The following is a 22,165-nucleotide window of genomic DNA, read 5'->3' as shown; positions in this document are numbered from 1 at the left end:
AAGTTAATCATATAAATCAGAGATATGAACCATTATTTGTCACGCCGTAGTTTTATTAAAAAGTCGGCAATGGCTGGCGGGGCTGTTGCCTTTTCAAATAGTCTATTAGGTAATGTTAATTTAGCAAAGCCGAATGAAAGAGTGAACCTAGCTTGTATAGGTATTGGAAATAGAGGGGGAGAGATTATCAGGGATCTCTATAAAACAGGATTGTGTAATGTGGTGGCCTTATGTGATGTAGACATGGGGGGAAAGCATACCCAAGATATTATGAAGACTTTCCCCGATGTTCCACGTTTTCAGGATTTCAGGAAAATGTTTGACCAAATGGGAGGACAAATTGATGCGGTGTCTATCGGTACGCCAGATTTTGCGCACTTTGCTATAGCAATGCTCGCAATGGATCTTGGGATACATGTGTATGTAGAAAAACCAATGGCACAAACGTTTTGGGAAATTGAGTTAATGACAGACAAAGCAAGAAGATCTCCAAAAGTTGTAACCCAGATGGGGAACCAAGGACACTCCGAAGCTAATTACTTTCAATTTAAGACATGGAAAGACGCTGGAATTATCAAAGACGTAAACCGAATAGATGCACATATGAATATGCCTAGAAGATGGCATGGATGGGATACAAACATTAAAGGTTTTCCGTATCCGGAAAGAACACCGGAAACGCTGGACTGGGATTTATGGCAGATGCAAACATTGGGGCATGATTATAATAAGGATTTTGTAAATGGACAATGGCGTTGCTGGTATGACTTTGGAATGGGAGCTTTGGGCGATTGGGGAGCACATTTACTAGATACTGCCCATGAATTTTTGGAACTAGGTCTGCCAACGGAGATAGAGGCAGTTCGACTAGATGGACACAATTCATTTTTCTTCCCAATGTCTTCTACTTTACGTTTCCACTTCCCTAAACGGAAAAACATGCCTGCTGTTGATGTTAATTGGTATGATGGTATAGATAATTTGCCACCTATACCGGAGGGATATGGAGTTTCTGGTTTAGACCCTAATATACCACCACCGAGCACAGGAAAAATCGAGCCAGTGAAGTTAAATCCAGGGAAAATAATTTATTCGAAAGATCTTATTTTTAAAGGAGGATCACATGCGAGCACCTTGCAAATTATTCCTGAAAATAAAGCGAAAGATATGGCAAATAAATTGCCAGAAGTGCCGAAGACCCCTTCTAATCACTTTGCTAACTTTTTAAAGGCTTGTAAAGGTGAAGAAAAAACAAGGTCTTCTTTTGAAGTTGCAGGACAATTAAGTCAAGTGTTCTCTTTAGGGGTTATAGCACAACGCTTAAATAGTAAGTTTACGTTTGATCCTCAGAAAAAAGAAATCGTAGATGATAAGTTTGCGAATGCTTTGTTAGCGGGACCTGCACCAGCAAAAGGGTGGGAGCAGTTTTATAAAATGTAGCACGCGAAAAGTATTTCAGGGCTGGTCGGAAAATACTAGCCTTGAAATATGATGTGGTATTTTGTTAAGTTCGGGTTTAATTTATACTTTTAATAATATTATATTTCTAGACCTTATAATTATATGATGAATAAAAAGAACTTTTCAATATGGATGGTATGTTTTCTGGTTATAACAGGAGGACTAATATCACAGGTTAACGCTCAGCAGTTTCCGGAAGAAAAATTAGGCTGGCAGTTAGGCTCGCAAGCTTATACTTTTCGTCTTTTTACTTTTGCAGAAGCATTAAATAAAATAAATAGTGCAGGGTTAAAGTATGTTGAGGCGTTTCCTGGACAGAAAATAGGGGCGGGTAGTGATGAAAAAATGGGACCTGGATTATCAAATGAAGGAAGAGCTTTAGTAAAGAGGTTGTTGAAGGAAAATAATATTACCTTACAAGCTTTTGGCGTAACAAATGGTAAAGATAAACAGGAATGGGAACAGATTTTTGCTTTCGCTAAAGATATGGGAATTAAAGTAATTACCTGCGAGCCAAAAATAGAGCATTTAGATATTGTTTCTGAACTGTGTGAAAAATATAATGTTAAAGCAGCCTTGCATAACCACCCCGAACCTTCTTATTATTGGAACCCTGAAGTTGTGTTGAAAGCATTAGAAGGACGGAGTTCTAAGATGGGCGCAGCGGCAGACGTGGGACACTGGATGCGATCGGGGCTGGATCCTGTAGACTGTCTGAAAAAACTTGATGGAAAGGTATTCCACTCTCATTTTAAAGATTTAAACGAGTTTGGTGACAAAAAGGCTCATGATGTGCACTGGGGAACAGGTAAGTTGCCAATTAAAGAGGTGATTCAAGAGCTCAAAAGACAAAACTTTAAAGGGATGCTTTCTGCCGAGTATGAGTATAATTGGGAGAATAACACAGACGATGTGAAACAAAGTGTATATAACCTGAGAAGCTTGCTGTAGTGAACAGGTTGCAACTAAAGTAAGCATCGGTTTATGATTGAATTTATAGAAAGCACAAAGATTTTAATCTTTGTGCTTTTTTTGTTACGAATCATCAATATTATATTTGATAGCTAAAATATAAGCTACACAGATGAACAACTATCTATATATGAAGTGTCTGTGTAGCAATAATGAGGCAGAATACGTATGTGTTTGAAGTACTGTGAGTTCTAGTGAAAAGTTTAATAATATGGTTTTGATTTTTTATAAAAAAAGAGCACCAAATTCGATGGCTTGGGAAAAGTAAAAAAATAATTACTAGATTGCCATACAGCAGGGTAGGGATTTTGTTGAGTGTCAGAAACTATTATTGTGGATTGTTTGTTAAGTCTATGGCTTTAATTGAGGCGTAACTGTCTTTAAACGCACTTAAGCTTGTTGCAGGATATTTTAATGAGGAGCTATATTTGATTATGACAATACCTTTAGCGTTAAGAACCTTTTTGTGGTTAGTGTCTTTTTCTATACTTGCTTTCGAAGCAGTGGGGCAGGTTAAAATTGAGGGGAAAGTGATAGATGGAATGACAGGAAATGGGGTGCCTCATGCGAGTGTATTAGTGGAAGGAGGGCTTGAAGGAACTTCATGTGATGCAGAAGGATATTTTTCTATCCTTTTGGGAAAGAGTAGCACGCCGTTGTATATACGTGTTAGTGCGGTAGGATATGAAGGTTTTAGAGAATTATATGCAGAGTTTGATGAGTCATTAGTCATAGAGCTAAAGCCTAAAAGTGGAGTATTAGATGTAATAGAAGTCGGCGCGAAGCAGAAATATAATAACAAAAACCCGGCGGTCGAATTAATTAGAGAAGTAATTCGGCACAAAAAATATAATAGACTAACTAACCAACCTAAACTATCTTTTAAGCAATATGATAAATTGCAATTAGGTATGGTAAACCCATCAGAAAAATATGGTAAAGGTCTTGGGGGGATGGGTTTTTTCTTTAAAAATATAGATACATTGTCTTCTCCTGGAAATAGATTGTTGACTGTATTTATGCAGGAACAAATAAGCGATGTTTACACACAAAATCAGCCAAAGTCATATAAGAAAATTGTAAATACAAGTAAGCAAACCGAGTTCGATGAACGTTATGTAAATAACCATAATATACAAACCTATATGGATTTCCTATTTCAGGAGATTGAACTTTATGATGATAATGTTTTTCTAATAAATAAGTTGTTCTTAAGCCCTATTGCAAATAATGCTCCGCTGTTTTATAAGTATTATCTTGTTGATACTATAGAAATGAAAGAGGGTAAGTTTGTAGAGCTTAAGTATGAACCTAGAAATAAAGCAGATCTTTTACTAAGTGGAAAACTATTGATTTCTATGGATGGACGCTATGCGGTGCGTACAGCAGAATTGAAAGCTAATAAAGAAGCAAATTTAAATTGGGTAAATAACATTGCTATTCAGTTGCATTATAAACCAAATGACGAGGGCTTTTTGTTTCTACAAAGAAGCGATGTGAATATTTCTTTTGGAGTAGGGAAAAAAGAAGCGCTATTTGGTTCTAAAACCAGTTTAAATTATGAATATAATTTTAAAGGCGACTTTTCGGATTCTGTTTTTTCAGGAGCTCCTATAGAGGTTCTAGAGCAGGCAAAAGAGAATGCAATTTTACTTGAACATACGAGACCAATTGATTTAAATACGGTTGAAAGCAAAGTGTATTCAAATTTTGATTCCTTAAATCGGAATAAAACATTTAAAACGATACTCGCAGTAGGCTATTTAGCTGCGCAAGGATATCATAATGTAGGAGCATTTGAATTTGGGCCATTAGAATATCTTTATTCTAAAAATACAATTCAGGGAGATAGGTTGAGAATAGGTGGGAGGACAACGAATGCTTTTTCTGAAAAGGTCTTTATTGAAAGTTATTTAGCTTATGGATTTGGAAATAATAGTCTTAGTTATTATTTGAGACCCGCTTTCTCTTTAAATGGGAAGTCAGTAGCAACATACCCTGCTCACTATTTAGAGCTTGCAGTTCAGCATGATGTTTTTGAACCAGGTAGAAGGGTAGGCTTTCGTAAAGGAGATAGCTTTTTTCAATCGCTAAGGAGTAATAAGCCAACTAAATTTATGGATACTTATGTGTACCAGATTAAACATGTGATAGAGTTTGGAAACCATATGAGCGTAGCAACTTCTTTTCTCCATCAAGCACGAAAACCTATTGGTGATTTAAACTTTACATCTTCGGGTGATATGAATAATAAGTTATATGCCCTGAATAATAATGAGGTGGAAATTGCTCTACGGTGGGCTCCGATGGAAAAGTTTTTTTATAGAAACCTAACACGTACAACTGTAAAAGAAAATTACCCCGTCATGAACTTACATTACCGTAAAGGCATAAAAGGTTTTTGGGGAGCCGATTATGGTTATGATGCCGTACGAGCATCAATTTCTAAACGATTTTTTTTGAGACAGATCGGAATAGCTGATGCAACGTTGATTGGCGGGAAAATATGGGGTACATTGCCATACCCACTGCTGGAAATGCCAGGAGTATATATGGAAGATGATAGGCATAGTTTTGATTATTACCTGATGCGAAATATGGAGTTTGTTGCAGATAAGTTTATTCATTTTGCATTTGAACATCAGCTTAACGGCTTTGTTCTAAATAAAATACCTGTTCTGAATAAATTGAAGCTTAGAGAGATTTGGGGAGTAAAAATGTTTTATGGGAAGCTGTCTGAGCATAATAACCCGTATATCAGCAATGCTGTTATTAATTTTGATGAAGATAAGACAGGAAATGTTATGACCCATGTTTTAGGGAGCAAACCATATTATGAAGCTAAAGTAGGGCTGGATAATGTACTTAGAATTTTGCGAGTAGAGTATGCACGAAGATTATCTTATGAAGGCTTGCCGAATGTTGGTAAAGATACTTATAGAGTGTTTTTAAATATTAATTTTTAATAAAAGGTATGGAAAATTTTACTTTAAAAATAGAAGAAAAAACGGCTTATATAACAATAAATAGACCGGATAAAATGAATGCTTTAAATCGTGCCACGTTGTCTGAGCTTTCTCTTCTTCTTAAAAAAATGAAAAAGGACAAAGAAGTCAGAGGGGTAATTATAACGGGAGCAGGAGATAAAGCTTTTGTTGCTGGCGCCGATATTTCAGAGTTTAAAGGTTTGTCTGAGCGAGAAGCTTTTGAATTATCTTCTTGGGGGCATAAGGAGGTGATGGATGAAATTTATAATTTTCCAAAACCCGTTATTGCAGCTATAAATGGTTATGCTTTAGGAGGCGGGTTAGAACTGGCTATGGCCTGCCATATAAGAGTGGCTGTGGAAGAGGCTAAGTTGGGATTGCCAGAGGTTTCTTTAGGCTTAATACCTGGATATGGAGGGACACAACGATTACCAGCTTTGATTGGCAGAGGTCGTGCTTTGGAAATGATCTTGACCGGAGATATGGTTTCGGCAACAAATGCGTATGAATGGGGCTTGGTTAATCATATTGTAGAAAAAGAAAATTTATTGGACAAGTGCCTTTCTATATTGAAAAAGATGTATACAAGATCTCCTTTGGCATTGACTTCTGCCATTCATGTCGTTAATTATGGCCTGATGAATCCTGCTAAAGGAGCGGATGAGGAAATGAAAGTATTTTCAAAAGCTTACCTAACGGAAGATTTTAAAGAAGGTGTGGCTGCATTTTTGGAAAAGAGAAAGCCTGATTTTTAAGAGCATAGTTTTTACAAATGATAGATAGAGCAGTCTTTTCACAAAAAGAACGGAATATAATTATTCTGCTTATTATTATTGCTTTAGGAGGTGTTATTTTATATGCTACTAAGGGGATTTTCGGTGCAATGTTGGGGACATTGGTTATGTATACCTTGTTCAGAAAATTAAATATGTTTTTGATCGAAAGATGGCGTTGGCCGAAACCATTTTCTTCGGTGGTAGTTATTATCTTATCGATTTTTATTATTGTTTTACCTTTCGTCGGTATAGGTAGTATGCTGGTGAAAAAAGCGATCGAGCTGCAGAAAGATCCAGAATGGATAAGAGAGCTTATTCAGGCTGTGAATAAATTTTCAGGAGACAAGTTGGGAAAACCAGACTGGCTTAAAGAACAATTGGAGTCAAGTGCGTCTTATTTAGGAGGGCTTTTGACTAGTGTGTTAGGAGGGGCGGCAAATCTTTTTTTAGAAATAACAGTAATGTATTTTGTTCTCTACTTTATGTTTGTTCATTACAAAACTTTTGAGAAAGGGGTGATTCATTACCTGCCTTTTGATGAAAATCAAGCTGTTGTATTTGGGCAGGAACTTAAAAATATTACTTATTCTAATATTATTGGTCAAACATTTATCGCTATTGTACAAGGTTTTTTTTTAGCATTGGGCTTTGTGATTTTTGGTGTCGAAGATGCACTTTTCTGGGGCGTAATATGTGCTATATTATCATTTATTCCACTTTTAGGACCTCCTCTTATTTTTGTGCCGGCAGCACTGATTTTGTTTTCGCAGGGCAACTCCTGGCAAGCAATAGGCCTTTTAGTATGGGGCTTTGGGCTTGTAATAAATATTGATAATGTGCTTCGCTTAGTTATTGCTAAAAAAGTAGGAGATATACACCCGATTATAACAGTCGTGGGGGTCATCATAGGTATCCCTTTGTTTGGTATTATGGGCTTGGTGTATGGGCCTTTATTGTTAGCTTATTTCTTGATAGCCGTGAAAATTTATAAAGCCAATAAAAGATTATCACTTTTAAAAGATCGGTTGGAGACTAAAGATAATAGTGCTGTTTAGACTACGTATCCAAGCATATAATTTTCGAACTTTTCATAATAAACAGTATACGGGGTAGAAGTATCATTTTTATGAAGGACTAATGTTAATGAACCATTTTGAGCGCTATAGCTGAAAGGCAGTATAGACATATTGTTTAAAAAGGAAACTCCTTTTTTGCCCTGTAGTTTGTATACAGCCTCTTTTGCACACCAACAAGCGTAAAGTTGTTCAATATTTTTTTCATCAATGCCTTGAAGTTCTGAAGGCTTCATGAATTTTTCTTTTATACGGAGGATTTTGTTATGAATAAGTTCTAAGTCTATTCCACATTCCTTTTGTTTACTCATCATAATACCAGCATAATCAAACGAATGTGTAAATGAAATTTTATAAGGGTAATCTGGTAGATAAGGTTTCCCATTTTCATCTGATGGACAATAGATAGGAGCTTTTGTTTGTAGTAAATGTCGTAATAAGGCCCTGCTTGCTAACCAATGTAAGGTTCTTTTCCCTTTCTTTAATTTTGGTAAAAGAGAAAGTTCGCTTTCATTCAATTGTAATTGAGCCACAAGTTCATCTGAACTTTCTTCAATTTTCCAAATTGCAATTTTGGTCATTTCATCTATTTGACGAAGAAGTATAAGTGCCATGATCAAATGTAGAAAGTATCTTGGTTAATAGCAAAATCAGACAAGCTAAAGTCTATATATAGTGTGTGACGTTAAGTGATAAAAGGAAACATTGAATATTTAAAATGTATTTGAGGGAATTACGATATTAAGTTTTTATTTTTGAGGATGACCAAAGAACAAATACAGGATTTAAGGGATAGAATAATTTCCCTAAGGAGGCATCTTTGACATTGACGTCAAAAAGAACAGTATAGAAGAAAAAACAGCGACTTCAATGCAGCCCGATTTTTGGGATGATTCAAAAAAGGCAGAAAGCTTATTGTTGGAAATAAAGAACCTGAAAATTTGGACAGAGCATTTTGACGACGTTAACGAAGCGGTAGACGACCTGTCTGTTATATATGAGTTTTTTCAATTAGGCGAGGCGACTGAGCAAGAGGTAGAAGAGCAATATCAACACGCTCTAGTTGAATTGGAAGAGCTAGAGTTTAAAAATATGCTGAGTGCAGAGGAAGATCAATTAGATGCCATTTTGCAAATTACAGCCGGAGCGGGAGGTACAGAGTCGTGTGATTGGGCCTCTATGTTGATGCGTATGTATATTATGTGGGGTGAAAAGCATGGCTATAAAGTTACTGAACAAGATTTTCAGGAGGGTGAGGTAGCGGGCATTAAAACTGTAACTTTACGTATCTCGGGGAATTTTACTTATGGGTACCTTAAGGGAGAGAACGGCGTGCATAGACTCGTGCGCATATCACCTTTTGATTCTAATGCGAAGAGGCACACCTCTTTTGCTTCTGTATATGTGTATCCACTGGTTGATGATAGTATAGAAATAGAAGTAAAAGATGCTGAAATTGATTGGGATACATTTCGTGCAGGAGGCTCTGGAGGTCAGAATGTCAATAAAGTAGAAACGGCAGTTCGACTACACCACAAACCAACTGGTATTATCATTAAGAACCAGGAATCGAGGTCCCAATTGCAGAATAAAGAGAATGCTATACGGCTTTTAAAGTCTCAGCTTTATGAGATAGAAATGCGAAAACGGCAGGAAGCAATGTCGGCTATCGAAGGATCAAAGAAAAAGATTGAATGGGGATCGCAAATAAGAAACTATGTGTTGCATCCATATAAGTTAATTAAAGATTTAAGAACAAATGTTGAAACGTCAAATACGCAAGGGGTATTGGACGGGGATTTAGACGAGTTCTTAAAGGCTTATTTGATGGAATTTGGCGATTAATGTGTGTGATTTTTCGACTTTCGTAAGAAAAGTCGAAAAATAACACTATTTAAAAAGCGTTTTTCCACATCATACTTTCTACTGGGCGAATAGTCTTGTTGTTGTACTTAGCGTTGCCTTTGCTGTTATACAGTGTCTCAATATCTCCTTCCACCACAAAGTATATCAGTTGTCCGATTGGCATGCCCGCATATACACGAACAGGATGGGCAACAGATATCTCTAAGGTCCAAGTATTACAAAAACCGACATCACCTTTTCCGGCAGTAGCGTGAATATCTATACCTAAACGGCCGGTGCTTGACTTTCCTTCTAAGAAAGGAACATGATTATGTGATTCTGTATATTCCAATGTAACACCCAAATATAAAGTGCCCGGTTGTAATACATAACCTTCCTCGGGAATTTCGAAGTGTATTATTTCGTTGTGTTTTTTTGCATCTAAAACACTGTCTTTATACGTCGCTAAATATTTGCCTAAATGGACATCATAGGAGTTTGTTCCAAGACACTTTCTATCAAATGGCTCAATGACAATAGACCCATTATCAATTTCTTCTAAAATTCTTTTATCTGATAATATCATTTTTTTTAAAAAATGGTCATTACGATAAGTTTCGTGTTAAGACCGTCTCAAAAATACAGTATTGTCTGTATTCAAACAACTTTTACTGCGTAACTAATATAGATAAAAGTAGGTAGAAGTATTTTATCGGTCAAGAATCTGCTGTGGACAGGTGAAATTACTAATAAAGTATTATGAGGTAGTTATTTTTTGAGGTGGTGTGCTTGTATATGAGCTTGCTAGGTATGGTCTGTTGTTTTTTAACAAACATTTAAAGAGGAAAGCTTCGCTTATTTCGTGCTTTGCGTATATTTGAAAAAATAAATAATACAATGTATGTTCCCAAATACTGATTTTACTACAACCCCGGCCTATGCTTATCTGGTTGACCATTACATCAAAGTTAACGAGAAGTCGATTAAAGAACTGTTTGCAGAAGATGAAGAGAGATTCGCGAAATTTTCTATTCGTTTTAATGATATTTTACTAGATTTCTCTAAAAATATAATTACAGAAGAAACTGTTGCACTGTTAGTTCAGTTGGCTAAAGAGTGCAATTTAGATGATGCTGTAAAGGCTATGTTTGATGGAGAGAAAATAAACGTAACAGAGGGGCGGCAAGTATTGCATACAGCACTTAGAGATAGAGGTGACAAAGCAATAATTGTTGAAGGAGAAGATATAAAATTGAAAATTCAATCTGTTCTGGCACACATGAAAGAATTCTCTTCTCGAGTAATAAATGGTGATTGGAAAGGGTATACTGGTAAGGAAATAACTGATATTGTCAATATTGGGATAGGTGGTTCAGATTTAGGCCCCGTAATGGTTACTGAAGCACTAAAACCTTATAAAACTAGGTTAAATGTTCACTTTGTTTCGAATGTTGACGGTACACATATCGTAGAAACTCTAAAGAACTTAAATGCCGAAACCACACTCTTTTTAGTTGCATCTAAGACTTTTACGACGCAAGAAACTATGGCTAATGCGCATTCAGCTAAAGCATGGTTATTGTCGAAAGGAGCTACTCAGGCAGATGTGTCAAAGCATTTTGTTGCATTGAGCACAAATGAAGAGGCTGTTTCTTCATTTGGGATTGATACTCAAAATATGTTTCAATTTTGGGATTGGGTAGGAGGTCGTTATTCCTTATGGTCAGCGATTGGGTTGTCAATAGCATTAAGTATCGGTTTTGATAACTTTGAAGAGCTTTTAGAAGGTGCTTTTGAAGCTGACGAACACTTCAGAACTACAGAGTTGGAACAGAATATTCCTGTTATGTTAGCGCTATTAGGAGTTTGGTATAATAACTTTTTTGATGCCCAAAGTCATGCTATTTTACCTTATGATCAATATTTACATAGATTTGCTGCATATTTTCAACAAGGAGATATGGAAAGTAATGGTAAATCTATTTCCCGGACAGGAGAACGGATAGATTATCAAACAGGGCCTATTATTTGGGGAGAACCTGGTACCAATGGTCAACATGCCTTTTATCAGCTTATACACCAAGGGACAAAAATGATTCCCTGTGATTTTATAGCTCCAGCAATATCACACAATATTATAGGAAATCACCATCAGTTACTTTTGTCTAACTATTTTGCACAAACGGAAGCGTTAATGAATGGGAAAACAGAAACAGAAGTAGAACGTGAGCTTAGAGCAGAAGGGAAGTCTGAAGAAGATATCTTAAAAATAAAAAAATTCAAAGTTTTTGAAGGCAATAGACCGACAAATTCATTTTTAATAAAAAAGATAACACCAAAGACTCTAGGAACCTTAATTGCTTTTTATGAGCATAAAATATTCGTTCAGGGAGTTGTATGGAACATTTATAGTTTTGATCAGTGGGGAGTAGAGTTAGGGAAGCAATTGGCTGGCCGGATATTGCCTGAGTTGGCGGGAGAGGAAATGGTAGTTACGCACGACTCGTCGACAAATGGATTAATTAATCAATATAAAGAATGGCGGTAAATATCGGTGGTTATTAAAACTATAAAGCCTCTTACAATATTGTAAGAGGCTTTATAGTTTTAATAACCTGCGCCACTCCGTCTCGGTTGATTCATGCGAGGCCAACTTCCTTGTTCACCGTTAGGCATTGCTGGAAGTATACGTTTTTCTCTATTGACTAATTCAGCTTCTTCGGAAGCCATATACGCCATAGTCGCCGTTAAAATAACATTGTATTTTATGTCATCGAAAACAATTTTATCATAGGTGTCAAGGTTTGTATGCCACGTGTTCGTGAAATAACCCCATGATAATGAACTTAACATAAAAGCGGGTATACCTGCAGCTACGAATGATGCATGGTCAGAAGCCCCTCCACCAGGACTCCCTGGAAATGTCGTCTTTATATCTTTTGTAATATTATTGGGTACAGCAGATAGCCACCGGCCTACGTAATCATATGAATGTAAAAAACCAGAACCATTAATGTTCTCTACCCGGCCTGTTCCATTGTCTAAGTTGAATACTGCTTGAGTTTTTTCGATGATCTCTGGATTGTCAAGTACAAATGATCTAGAACCATTTAAACCTTGTTCTTCACTGCCCCACAAGCCTATTAAAATAGTGCGGCGTGGATTGGGGAGGAGCTTTTTTAAAATTCGAGCGGCTTCCATCATGGCTATAGTACCTGTCCCATTGTCTGTTGCACCTGAACCGCCTTCCCAAGAGTCTAAGTGGGCAGAAAGTATAACATATTCATCAGGAAATTCGGTTCCTTTTATTTCAGCGATTGTGTTGAAAGATGGAACATTTCCTAAAGATTTAGAACTTGTTTGTATTTGTACTTTTGGTGCAAGTTCGTTTTGAGCTAAACGGTAAAGCATGCCATAGTCCTCTAAGGAGACATCGACTGAAGGGATAGTCTGTGTGCGTGCACCAAATATTTTGTTAGCGCCAAACTCTTTTGACCAAAAGCTTGATATTACACCTGCTGCTCCGGCCTCTTCAAGCTGCATAGGAATCGAATTTGCAGACAGTCCTGTATTTTTAATGTTGTCAGCAAAGGCTTTGGTTAGTGAGTCCCGTTGTCTCTTCATAGATTCAAATGATTCTTCCCGAGCATATTGTTTCCATTCATGATCTGGACGACCAGTGGGCTGATACATGGAAATTAGGACATGTTTACCCTTTACTTTTGGAAGCCAAGCCTTAAAGTCTGAAGAGTTTTTAAATTCTGGTAATACAATTACTTCGGCCTCGATTGCCTTGCCATCAGTACTCGGGCTCCAAGCTAATTGTGTGCCTGCAAGAGTCTTTAAACGTGGATAGGTCATGTCAATATATGAAATGCCTCTTTCCCAGCCGTGCCATTCGCCAAATTGTTGGTTTTTTGCGTCTATTCCCCACGATTCAAATGTCTTAAGGGCCCATTCATTCGCTTTGGTCATTTGTGGTGTTCCTACTAATCTTGGTCCTACTACATCAAGAAGTTCGAAGGCTAATTTTTCAAGCTGAGAGTTATTGTTTGCTTCTTGTACAATCTGTTCAACTATAGGGTCGAGCTTTTGTTCTCTATTTGGTGAGAATTGTGAAAAAGCATGAAGACTAGACGTGCTTAAAATTGTAAAGAAAAATGCTTTACGATACAGACGCCACAAGGTTTTTGAATTGTTAGTTATCATAAGGGAATTTATTGTTTATGTTAAAAATCGGTAATTTTAATTTAATAAGCGAATAAGCTTTGCTCTTAGTAGTTGTTTACCCTATAAAACTTCTGTTATTTGTGCTTTTTTTGTGCAAACAACAGAAGTTTTGATCTGCTGATTTTGTTGTGTTTTTAGCTATTTTACAGTGCTTTCTAGCCGTAAATCTATTTCTAAATTTGTAGTTTTGTAGGCTATGAACGTAAAATTCGTATTACAGTTAGCACTTGGCATATTTATTTGTTTGGGGCTTATGATGTCATGTGGCTCTAGAAAGAATAGAATCGCAACAAGAGAGTTGAAATCACCTGAGTTGGTATCTGCGAAACCCGTAGAACAGGTTGAGACAGTAGTGATTGATGTTGTGGATAAACCCGTTGAAAAAGAGCAGCCTGTGATTAAAGAAAAGGTTGAAAAGCCTTTACGTGTTGAACTCCCTGAAGTGTCGCGTGAATTTAGAGGTGCGTGGATAGCAACGGTGGCTAATATCAATTGGCCAACAAAAAATAACTTTGATTCTGAATCTCAGAAAAAAGAAGCGATTGTCTTATTGGACATGTTAAAAGCAAATAATTTTAATGCAGTTGTTTTTCAGGTCAGGCCTTCGGCAGATGCATTGTATAATAGTCCACATGAACCTTGGTCTTATTTTTTAACAGGACAGATTGGTAAGCGGCCTAATCCGTATTATGACCCCTTAGAGTTTTGGGTTGAGGAAGCGCATAAAAGAGGACTGGAATTGCATGTTTGGTTGAACCCTTATCGTGCGCACCACTCGGCAGGAGGTGCAGTAACGGAAGGATCGATGGTTCATAAAACCTCAGATTTGGTGGTGCGCTTGAAAAATGGAATGTATTGGTTTGACCCTGCAAATCCTAAAACACAAGATCATGCTTCAAAAGTTGTTTTAGATATAGTGAAACGATATGATATTGATGGTGTTCACTTTGATGATTATTTTTATCCGTATGCAAGCTATAATGGAGGTGCTGATTTTCCGGATAATACTACATGGAATGCCTATAAGAAAAGTGGAGGCAACATGTCAAGAGCAGATTGGAGAAGAGATAATGTTAATCGCTTTATTGAACGGGTTTACAAAGAAATAAAAGCTGAAAAACATACCGTTAAATTTGGACTAAGTCCTTTTGGTATTTGGAAGCCTGGTTACCCGGCCGGAGTTACAGGATCTTCGCAATACGACGAGCTGTATGCAGATGCTAAGCTATGGTTGAATAAAGGGTGGATTGATTATTTCACGCCTCAGCTATATTGGCCCATAGAGCCAGCAAAACAAAGTTTTACTGCTTTGTTGAAATGGTGGGAGGGTGAAAATACGCATGGTAGACACTTATGGCCTGGACTTAATACTGTAGAGGTACGTTCGGCAAATAGACCACAGGAAATTGTAAATCAAATAAAGGAAACACGTAAGCTGATTCCGAAAAGCGTTGGTGCGGTACATTGGAGTATTGCTGGCTTGACGAAAAGTCCTGCTATGGTTGAAGCGATTAAGAATAGTGTTTACCAAAATAAAGTTTTGGTGCCGAGAACACCGTGGCTTCAAGCGAACCCACTTTTAGCACCTACTTTATTATTAACGCCAGAAACAAGTAGCGTGTTTGCAAAATGGTTGCATAAGCAGCCAGAGCAAGTGTTTCATTGGATTGTTTACGCTAAATATGGCGACTCTTGGGACTATGAAATCGTTGAGGCAGCACAAATGGAGAAAAGCTTCCCTAAGGTGAAAAATGGTAAGCAATTGAAAGTTATTGCTATTAGTGCTGTGGATCGCCTGAGCAATGAGAGTGATTATATTGCCAAGGAAGTAAAATGAGATGGCCATAAAAGAGAGTTTTGATTTTAACGCAGCTATATAAAATAGCTGCGTTTTTATTAAGTATATTTGGATATTAGGTGATTACCGTTAAAGATCAATTGTAAATGAAAAAACTGTGTGCCATTTTGACGTTAGGTTTACTGATGTTTAAGACTTTTGGAAACAACTTTAATAATGAGGTGAAAGCGGTGCAGGGAATTGAAGGTGAAGACAAAGTAATCGTTGGGGCAGATCGCCTGACAGAATATATTCCTTTATTGAAAGGAAAAGCTGTAGGGATAATGGGAAATCAAACGTCTGTTGTAGGAAAAGATAGAACACACCTAGTTGATGTATTAATTCGAGAAGGCGTCGATTTGAAGTTTGTGTTGACACCAGAACATGGCTTTAGAGGGCAAATTGAGCGAGGAGAGAAGGTTGTGAATGATATAGATAAGAATACTGGGTTACCTTTATTTAGTTTATATGGAAAGAATGATAAACAAGATTCCATTGTGAAATCTGTTGATGTAATGCTATTTGATCTGCAAGATGTCGGAGCACGTTTTTATACATATATCACATCTTTGCACCGTGTTATGGAACTTTCTGTAAAACATGATAAAGAATTGATTGTTTTAGATCGGCCTAACCCTTGTGGAGATCAAGTAGATGGTCCAGTAAGAAAGAGTGATAGGTTCAAGTCTGATGTCTCTTTCCATAAAATTGCTATGATACATGGATTGACAGTAGGGGAGTTGGCAGAAATGATCAATGGAGAAGGGTGGTTACAGGATGGAAAAAAATGTAACCTAACAGTTGTTCGTGTTCTTAATTGGGATCATGCGACGAAATATCGACTTCCTGTTATTCCTTCTCCGAGTTTGCCTAATTATTTGTCAGTAAGACTGTATTCGTCATTATGCTTGTTTGAGGCTACTGATATATCTGTAGGAAGAGGTACGGACTGGCCTTTTCAAATTATTGGTTATGAAAAAGAGTTTTATGGAGATTTTACTTTTATACCGCAAGAAAAAAAAGGGATGCAAAAGCATGTGGAAGGAAAGGGTAAAATGATGTATGGGGTAGATCTGAGAAGTCTTGATCCAAGTAAGCAGACGTTTACACTGTCTTATTTTTTAGATTTTTATAATAAAACACCAGATAAATCAAAATTCTTTGCGCGACCTGAGTTTTTTGATAAATTGGCTGGTACGGATTTGCTGCGAAAGCAAATACTAGCTGGGCTGTCTGAGGAGGAAATTCGTGAAAGTTGGCAGGATGATCTGAATGAATATAAGAAAATGAGAGCAAAATACTTATTATATAATGACTTTTAAACACTTGTAATAAGGGTGTTTTGATTTGTTTAAGTTTATATGTTGTGAAAATATGATTAGAGTAACAGAAGCAGAGTCTCATTATGAAAAATTAGAAGATATGTCTGTGAGAGAACTATTGGTTAATATCAATAGAGAAGATCAGAAAATCGCTGATGCAGTAGAGAAAGTCATTCCACAATTAGAACCTTTAGTCACTGCTGTTGTTGATAGAATGAAGAGAGGGGGGCGTTTGTTTTATATCGGGGCCGGGACCAGTGGTCGTTTGGGAATTCTTGACGCATCGGAATGTCCTCCAACTTTTGGAGTCCCGTTTGATTGGGTGATAGGGATAATTGCAGGAGGAGATTCTGCAATACGGAAGGCGGTTGAATTTGCTGAAGATGATGAGAAGCAAGCGTGGCTTGACTTGAAAGAGTTTGATGTGAACCCAAATGATGTAGTAGTAGGAATAGCTGCTTCGGGCACTACACCATATGTTATAGGAGGTCTGAAAAAAGCAAATGAAATGGGATTAGCGACTGCTTGCATCGTATGTAACTCGAATTCGCCGATAGCTCAGGAAGCGGACTTTCCCGTTGAGGTAATAGTCGGGCCTGAATTTGTTACGGGGTCGACTCGAATGAAAGCGGGAACAGCACAAAAGTTAGTGTTGAATATGCTGAGTACTTCAGTTATGATTCAGCTCGGAAGAGTCAAGGGAAATAAAATGATAGATATGCAGCTGTCAAATGTGAAGTTGGTTGATCGGGCAGTTCGAATGGTGATGGAGGAGCTTTCTGTAAGTGAGGGTGTCGCTACCAGCTTGATTAAAGAGTTTGGTACGATACGAGAAGCTATAGAAAATTATAAATCTTAAACGTCATAATTACAATAGTCTATGTCGCCGATTTTGTTGCTTTTGTTTTTAGTCGTCTATTTTGGAATCCTTTTAGGCGTATCGTATTTTACAACGAAAAAAACAGCTGATAACGCTACCTTCTTCGTTGCGAATAGAGACTCGAAGTGGTATATGGTAGCATTCGGGATGATTGGGACAGCCTTGTCGGGGGTTACTTTTATTTCTGTGCCAGGAGCGGTGGGTGTTTCAAACTTTAGTTATTTTCAGTTTGTGATTGGTAATGCGTTGGGGTTCTTAGTAATCGCTTATGTCCTTTTGCCCTTATACTATCGACTGAATCTGACCTCAATCTATACCTACTTAGAACAAAGACTTGGCTATAGAAGTTACAAGACAGGGGCTATGATTTTTTTGGTTTCACGTACAATAGGTTCTGCCTTTAGGTTGTATCTTGTAGCTATTATTCTGCAGAGATTTATTTTCGACGCTTGGAATATTCCTTTTAGTGTAACAGTAGCAGGGTGTTTAGTGTTGATATGGATGTATACCAATAAAGGAGGATTAAAAACTATTATAATAACTGATGCTTTACAGACATTCTGCTTGTTGCTGGCTGTAGTTTTGTCGATTTATTTTATGGCTGATGGTTTGGGCTTGTCTGTATTCGAGGCCTTTGAGCGGGTTAAAGAAAGCTCCTATTCAAGTGTATTGGTTTGGGATGATTTTTTAGGCAGTAAAAATCATTTTTGGAAACACGTGCTAGGTGGAGCATTTGTTACGATTGCTATGACCGGACTGGACCAAGACTTAATGCAAAAAAATCTCAGCATGAAAACTATCTCGGAAGCGCAAAAGAATATGTTAACTTTTACGGGTATTTTCGTAATCATTAATCTGTTCTTTTTAGCTGTTGGAGCATTACTTTATATCTATGTTGAGGAAAAAGGTATCGATATAAGCGGGTTGCTAACACCTGATTATTTGTATCCTGAAGTAGCGTTAAAACACTTGTCTTTAGCTGCTGGTTTGATTTTTATGATGGGGTTGACTGCGGCCACTTTCGCAACGACAGATTCGGCATTGACAGCGTTGACTACATCATATTGTATAGACTTTCTAAACTTTAATAAAAGAAAAGATCCAAATGACCAGTCATTAGTAAGAAAAAGAAATGTGGTGCACTTTGCTTTTTCTGTTGTAATGCTTCTAGTTATTTTAATATTTAAGCTTTTGAATGACGACTCTGTAGTGACAGCTATATTTACTGCAGCTAGTTATACGTATGGTCCATTATTAGGGCTTTTTGCTTTTGGGATTTTGACAAAGTATGAGGTAAATGATAGTTTAGTACCATATTTCTGCTTGATATCTCCTGTAATATGGTATTTGATAAATACATACTTAATTATTCCTTATACAGAATACCGCATTGGTTTTGAATTGATTGTTTATAATGGAGGGACAATTTTCTTAATGTTATTGTTTACTGCAACTGGCAGAGTGAAAGATGAGAAAGTATTGTTCTGAAATCTTTGTTATAATCTTATTGGAACGATAAAGCAAAAAACGTATATTTGTGCTCTTCAATCCGACCATAATTTAGGGAAATTAGCTCAGTTGGTTTAGAGCACTACCTCGACAAGGTAGGGGTCACTGGTTCGAGCCCAGTATTTCCCACTTTTAAGTCCTTAGAAAAGCCATTCATTTATATAAGTGAATGGCTTTTTCTGTTTTTAGTAATAAACTGTTCTCTCTATATTTTGTAATGAAGATTAACCGACTATTATTTTATCAGTTGAAGAGGTAATCCGTTATATATCTGCTCTTATACTGTTGTAAGAAAGAGAAAAATAAAGTAAGTTTGATGCTAAAGAATGTGGTGTATGTATGATCTAATTACAGAGACAGTTGTGGCTATTCAGCGTAAAATTGGAGATTTTGTTCCTGATTTTGGTATTGTGTTAGGCACAGGTTTAGGTGGCTTAACTGATGATATAGATATAGAACATCAGCTTATGTATGCCAATATCCCGAATTTTCCGATCTCTACGGTAGAGTTCCATACGGGTAAGCTTATTTTTGGTGTTTTAAACGGGCGTAAGGTTGTTGCAATGCAAGGACGTCTTCATTATTATGAAGGCTATGATATGAAGGAAATAACTTTTCCTATTCGAGTATTGAAAGCACTAGGTATTAAAAAATTGTTTGTTTCTAACGCGTCGGGTTCATTGAATCCGGCTATTTTAAAGGGTACTATTGGTATTATTGAAGATCATATTAATTTATTGCCAGATAACCCTTTGAGAGGCGTGAATAATGAGCACATGGGGCCTCGGTTTCCAGATATGAGTCAACCATATTGTAGAAAAATGATTGGTCAAGCTGTGTTAATTGCTGAAAAAAACAATATCCCTGTGCATCGAAGTGTCTATGTAGCAGTACCAGGGCCAAACCTAGAAACAAAAGCTGAATACCGTTATATGCGGTTAATTGGCGGAGATATTGTTGGAATGAGCACCGTGCCCGAAGTAATTGTGGCAAATCATATGAGTTTACCCGTTTTTGCTATTTCGGTTATTACAGATGAGGGTTTTCATGTGGATTTAGCGCCTGTTGCTCTACAGGACATCGTGAATGTAGCTATGGAGGCTGAACCGAAAATGACCCATATATTAAAAGAGTTAATAGGATTGCAATAAATGTGAATTTAGCCGTACTTTTGATAAAAATAAAAAGAAGTATACGTTAATGAGGAGTCCCCTAAAGCAGATATTTTTATTTCTGATACTATTTTTTTGTCTGGGATCTAACCTTTCGGCACAGACAGAAGATGAATTTAGCAGCGCCTTGGATTCAGCAAGAGCGTTAGAGGATAATAAAAAGGACTCTGTTATTTTTAATGCTAAATATATTCGTTATACCACGCTAGACATCTTGAAGCAGTCTACACGAACAGTTCAACTGGATACTACGCATGTTAACTTTCAGTATTATAATAAGCAAAATCTACCATGGAATCCGACAATTAACTTAGGGTCTTACGGGTTAGCTTCACGAGATCTGCTGTTTAACCCAAATAAGTCTATTGGATTTCAAGCTGGCTTTCATGCTTTAGAACGATATTTATTAAATGCAGATTCTGTTCAGTATTTTAGAGCTCGAGCTCGATTTTCAGAGCTATATGCAGTAGGTTTCTTTTTCGATGATCAGGTCTTTCGCGTGCGACTAGCGCAAAATATTCACCCCAGACTAAATATAGGTGCAGAATACCATGCCACTAATACAGAAGGGTACTATATGAATCAGGATTATGATGACAGAAAAGCAACTGTTTTCACATGGTATGAATCGAAAAATAACCGTTATAATCTTTTGCTTAATGCCACTATTAATTCGTTGAACTCTTCTGAGAATGGATCTATAGTAGATGATCATTTGTATGGCAAGGATGTATTCAAAGATACTTCGAGTACGTCTAATATGGGATATATGCCACGTCTACGTGGAAGTCAGAAAAATAGACCCTTGAACAAATGGAAAGATAATAGTTTTTTCATTCGTCAATCGTATTATATCGGTAGGTTGGACACCATTAAAGTGGGAACGCCTGGAATGGAGGTGCATCCTACGAATAGTATTGCACACAACACATCTATTAGGCAGCGTAAATTCGTTTTTTATAAAAATGAAGAGGATAGAGAAGGAGCTTTTCCTTTCGGAGATGCGGTGTTAGTAGACGATACAACCAAAATTACGACAATCACTAATGAGTTTAATTATGGGTTTTATCTTAGAGGGAAAGGCGTGTTTAAAAATGAGGCCAAGCTTGATCTAGGCTTTCAAAATGATTTAATTTGGTATTCCGATAGTTTGACATCCGATTTTTATCAAAATAGTATGTTAAAGGGCCAGCTAGGGTATAAATTTAGTGATCGTATCGATGTGCAAGCAAAGGTTAATCAGATTGTGGTAGGGAAAAATTCTGGAGACTTTTTGTATGAGACTTATGCAAATGTCTTATTGAGCGAGAAATTGGGGGTGTTAACTATAGGAGCTTATTCACAGAATAAGTCTCCAGAGATGGTTTACGAGCGGATGAATTACACCTATCATCAGTGGAATTATGAATGGAATAAATCAAAAACACAAAATTTATCTTTTTCATACAGAAATGCTAAACTAGGGTTTAAAGCAAAGGTTGATTATTTTTTGATGGATAATTATCTTTATTTTAAAGAAGTGGATAATCCATCAAATGATGAGTTGTTATTACGCCAAATTAAACCCGAACAACATGGGAGTATGAATTTATTAAAGGCTACGGTGGGGCAAAACTTTAGATTAGGACGCTTTCATTTAGATAATTTAATTGTATATCAGAAAACCGACGCCGCAGCTATTTTAGCTATTCCCGAATTGTATACATGGCATAGCTTCTATTATGCGGATATATTGTATAAAGTGATGGACTTTAGGTTAGGATTTGATGTTAGGTTTAATACACCTTTTCGTTCTCCATCTTATGCTATTAATGCAGGACAGTTCTATAATGATAACGTAGGAATTGAATACTCTACTTATCCGATTATGGATTTGTGGGCTACGGGAAATATAAAAAGAGTTAATTTATTTATTTCGTATAATTTCGCAAATCAAATGGTAAGTCCAAAAGGTTATTATACGGTGAGAAGATATCCTATGCAGGACGCAAACCTTCGTTTTGGTGTGTCTTGGAAGTTTTATGATTAATTTTTTTTATTGCGCTGGTAATTAGGTTGTTGTTTGTAGAGTAGAAAAAAAGGAGGAAAATAATTTTTAAAA

16 protein-coding genes and 1 tRNA gene are annotated in these 22,165 nt (G+C 36.9%); 14 read left to right on the top strand and 3 right to left on the bottom strand.

What is annotated here, in order from left to right; translation table 11 throughout:
- Positions 1-24: 24 nt before the first annotated feature.
- The 5 genes from ORI89_RS02455 (at position 25) to ORI89_RS02435 (ending at position 7,251) form a co-directional block, all read left to right on the top strand.
- Complete coding sequence (locus ORI89_RS02455; RefSeq protein ID WP_268228834.1) at positions 25-1,440, top strand: Gfo/Idh/MocA family oxidoreductase; 1,416 nt, start codon at positions 25-27, stop codon at positions 1,438-1,440.
- 123 nt (positions 1,441-1,563) lie between these two features.
- Positions 1,564-2,412 carry a sugar phosphate isomerase/epimerase family protein gene (locus ORI89_RS02450; RefSeq protein ID WP_268228833.1) on the top strand — a complete coding sequence of 283 codons (849 nt, stop codon included), beginning with the start codon at positions 1,564-1,566 and terminating at the stop codon, positions 2,410-2,412.
- Positions 2,413-2,867: 455 nt separating this feature from the next.
- Positions 2,868-5,399, top strand: a complete 2,532-nt coding sequence (locus ORI89_RS02445) for a DUF5686 family protein (RefSeq protein WP_268228832.1) — start codon at positions 2,868-2,870, stop codon at positions 5,397-5,399.
- 8 nt (positions 5,400-5,407) lie between these two features.
- Complete coding sequence (locus ORI89_RS02440; RefSeq protein WP_268228831.1) at positions 5,408-6,175, top strand: enoyl-CoA hydratase-related protein; 768 nt, start codon at positions 5,408-5,410, stop codon at positions 6,173-6,175.
- A gap of 17 nt (positions 6,176-6,192) precedes the next feature.
- A complete protein-coding gene (locus ORI89_RS02435) occupies positions 6,193-7,251 on the top strand; it encodes an AI-2E family transporter (RefSeq protein WP_268228830.1) in 1,059 nt (352 codons plus the stop codon).
- Here ORI89_RS02435 and ORI89_RS02430 read toward each other — a convergent pair.
- Positions 7,248-7,883: a 4'-phosphopantetheinyl transferase family protein gene (locus ORI89_RS02430; protein ID WP_268228829.1), complete on the bottom strand. Its 636-nt coding sequence runs from the start codon at positions 7,881-7,883 to the stop codon at positions 7,248-7,250. The genes ORI89_RS02435 and ORI89_RS02430 overlap by 4 nt on opposite strands.
- Positions 7,884-8,030: 147 nt before the next feature.
- Between ORI89_RS02430 and prfB the strand changes: the two genes are divergently transcribed.
- Positions 8,031-9,114, top strand: a protein-coding gene (gene prfB, locus ORI89_RS02425; RefSeq protein ID WP_268228828.1) for a peptide chain release factor 2 whose coding sequence is annotated in 2 segments (ribosomal slippage) — positions 8,031-8,090 and positions 8,092-9,114 — 1,083 coding nt in all. Because the reading frame shifts where the segments join, the coding sequence is not laid out codon by codon here.
- Positions 9,115-9,163: 49 nt separating this feature from the next.
- On the opposite strand, the gene dcd is transcribed toward prfB, so the two are convergent.
- Positions 9,164-9,700 (bottom strand): dCTP deaminase, encoded by a 537-nt coding sequence (gene dcd, locus ORI89_RS02420; protein WP_268228827.1) that lies wholly within the window; start codon positions 9,698-9,700, stop codon positions 9,164-9,166.
- Between the two features lie 315 nt (positions 9,701-10,015).
- Here dcd and pgi point away from each other — a divergent pair, with 315 nt between their 5' ends.
- Complete coding sequence (gene pgi, locus ORI89_RS02415; RefSeq protein ID WP_268228826.1) at positions 10,016-11,662, top strand: glucose-6-phosphate isomerase; 1,647 nt, start codon at positions 10,016-10,018, stop codon at positions 11,660-11,662.
- Positions 11,663-11,721: 59 nt separating this feature from the next.
- On the opposite strand, the gene ORI89_RS02410 is transcribed toward pgi, so the two are convergent.
- Positions 11,722-13,323 (bottom strand): M20/M25/M40 family metallo-hydrolase, encoded by a 1,602-nt coding sequence (locus ORI89_RS02410; RefSeq protein ID WP_268228825.1) that lies wholly within the window; start codon positions 13,321-13,323, stop codon positions 11,722-11,724.
- Positions 13,324-13,540: 217 nt separating this feature from the next.
- Here ORI89_RS02410 and ORI89_RS02405 point away from each other — a divergent pair, with 217 nt between their 5' ends.
- From ORI89_RS02405 to ORI89_RS02375, 7 genes are all read left to right on the top strand, one after another.
- Positions 13,541-15,181 carry a glycoside hydrolase family 10 protein gene (locus ORI89_RS02405; protein WP_268228824.1) on the top strand — a complete coding sequence of 547 codons (1,641 nt, stop codon included), beginning with the start codon at positions 13,541-13,543 and terminating at the stop codon, positions 15,179-15,181.
- Positions 15,182-15,288: 107 nt separating this feature from the next.
- Positions 15,289-16,503, top strand: coding sequence for an exo-beta-N-acetylmuramidase NamZ family protein (locus ORI89_RS02400; RefSeq protein ID WP_268228823.1), 1,215 nt, complete (start codon positions 15,289-15,291; stop codon positions 16,501-16,503).
- A 52-nt stretch (positions 16,504-16,555) separates the two neighbouring features.
- The gene (gene murQ, locus ORI89_RS02395; protein ID WP_268228822.1) at positions 16,556-17,362 is read left to right on the top strand and encodes an N-acetylmuramic acid 6-phosphate etherase; all 807 of its coding nucleotides are present in this window, start codon (positions 16,556-16,558) and stop codon (positions 17,360-17,362) included.
- 21 nt (positions 17,363-17,383) lie between these two features.
- Positions 17,384-18,871: a sodium:solute symporter gene (locus tag ORI89_RS02390; protein WP_268228821.1), complete on the top strand. Its 1,488-nt coding sequence runs from the start codon at positions 17,384-17,386 to the stop codon at positions 18,869-18,871.
- A gap of 75 nt (positions 18,872-18,946) precedes the next feature.
- Positions 18,947-19,021, top strand: a tRNA-Val gene (locus tag ORI89_RS02385).
- 206 nt (positions 19,022-19,227) lie between these two features.
- Positions 19,228-20,043, top strand: a complete 816-nt coding sequence (locus tag ORI89_RS02380; RefSeq protein ID WP_268228820.1) for a purine-nucleoside phosphorylase — start codon at positions 19,228-19,230, stop codon at positions 20,041-20,043.
- Positions 20,044-20,092: 49 nt separating this feature from the next.
- Complete coding sequence (locus ORI89_RS02375) at positions 20,093-22,093, top strand: putative porin (RefSeq protein WP_268228819.1); 2,001 nt, start codon at positions 20,093-20,095, stop codon at positions 22,091-22,093.
- Positions 22,094-22,165 lie beyond the last annotated feature (72 nt).

Origin of the sequence: Sphingobacterium sp. UT-1RO-CII-1 (genome assembly GCF_026711005.1) — a bacterium.
Lineage (GTDB): Bacteria > Bacteroidota > Bacteroidia > Sphingobacteriales > Sphingobacteriaceae > Sphingobacterium.
Note: the sequence above shows the minus strand (reverse complement) of the source record. Positions and strands in the feature narration are given on the sequence as shown.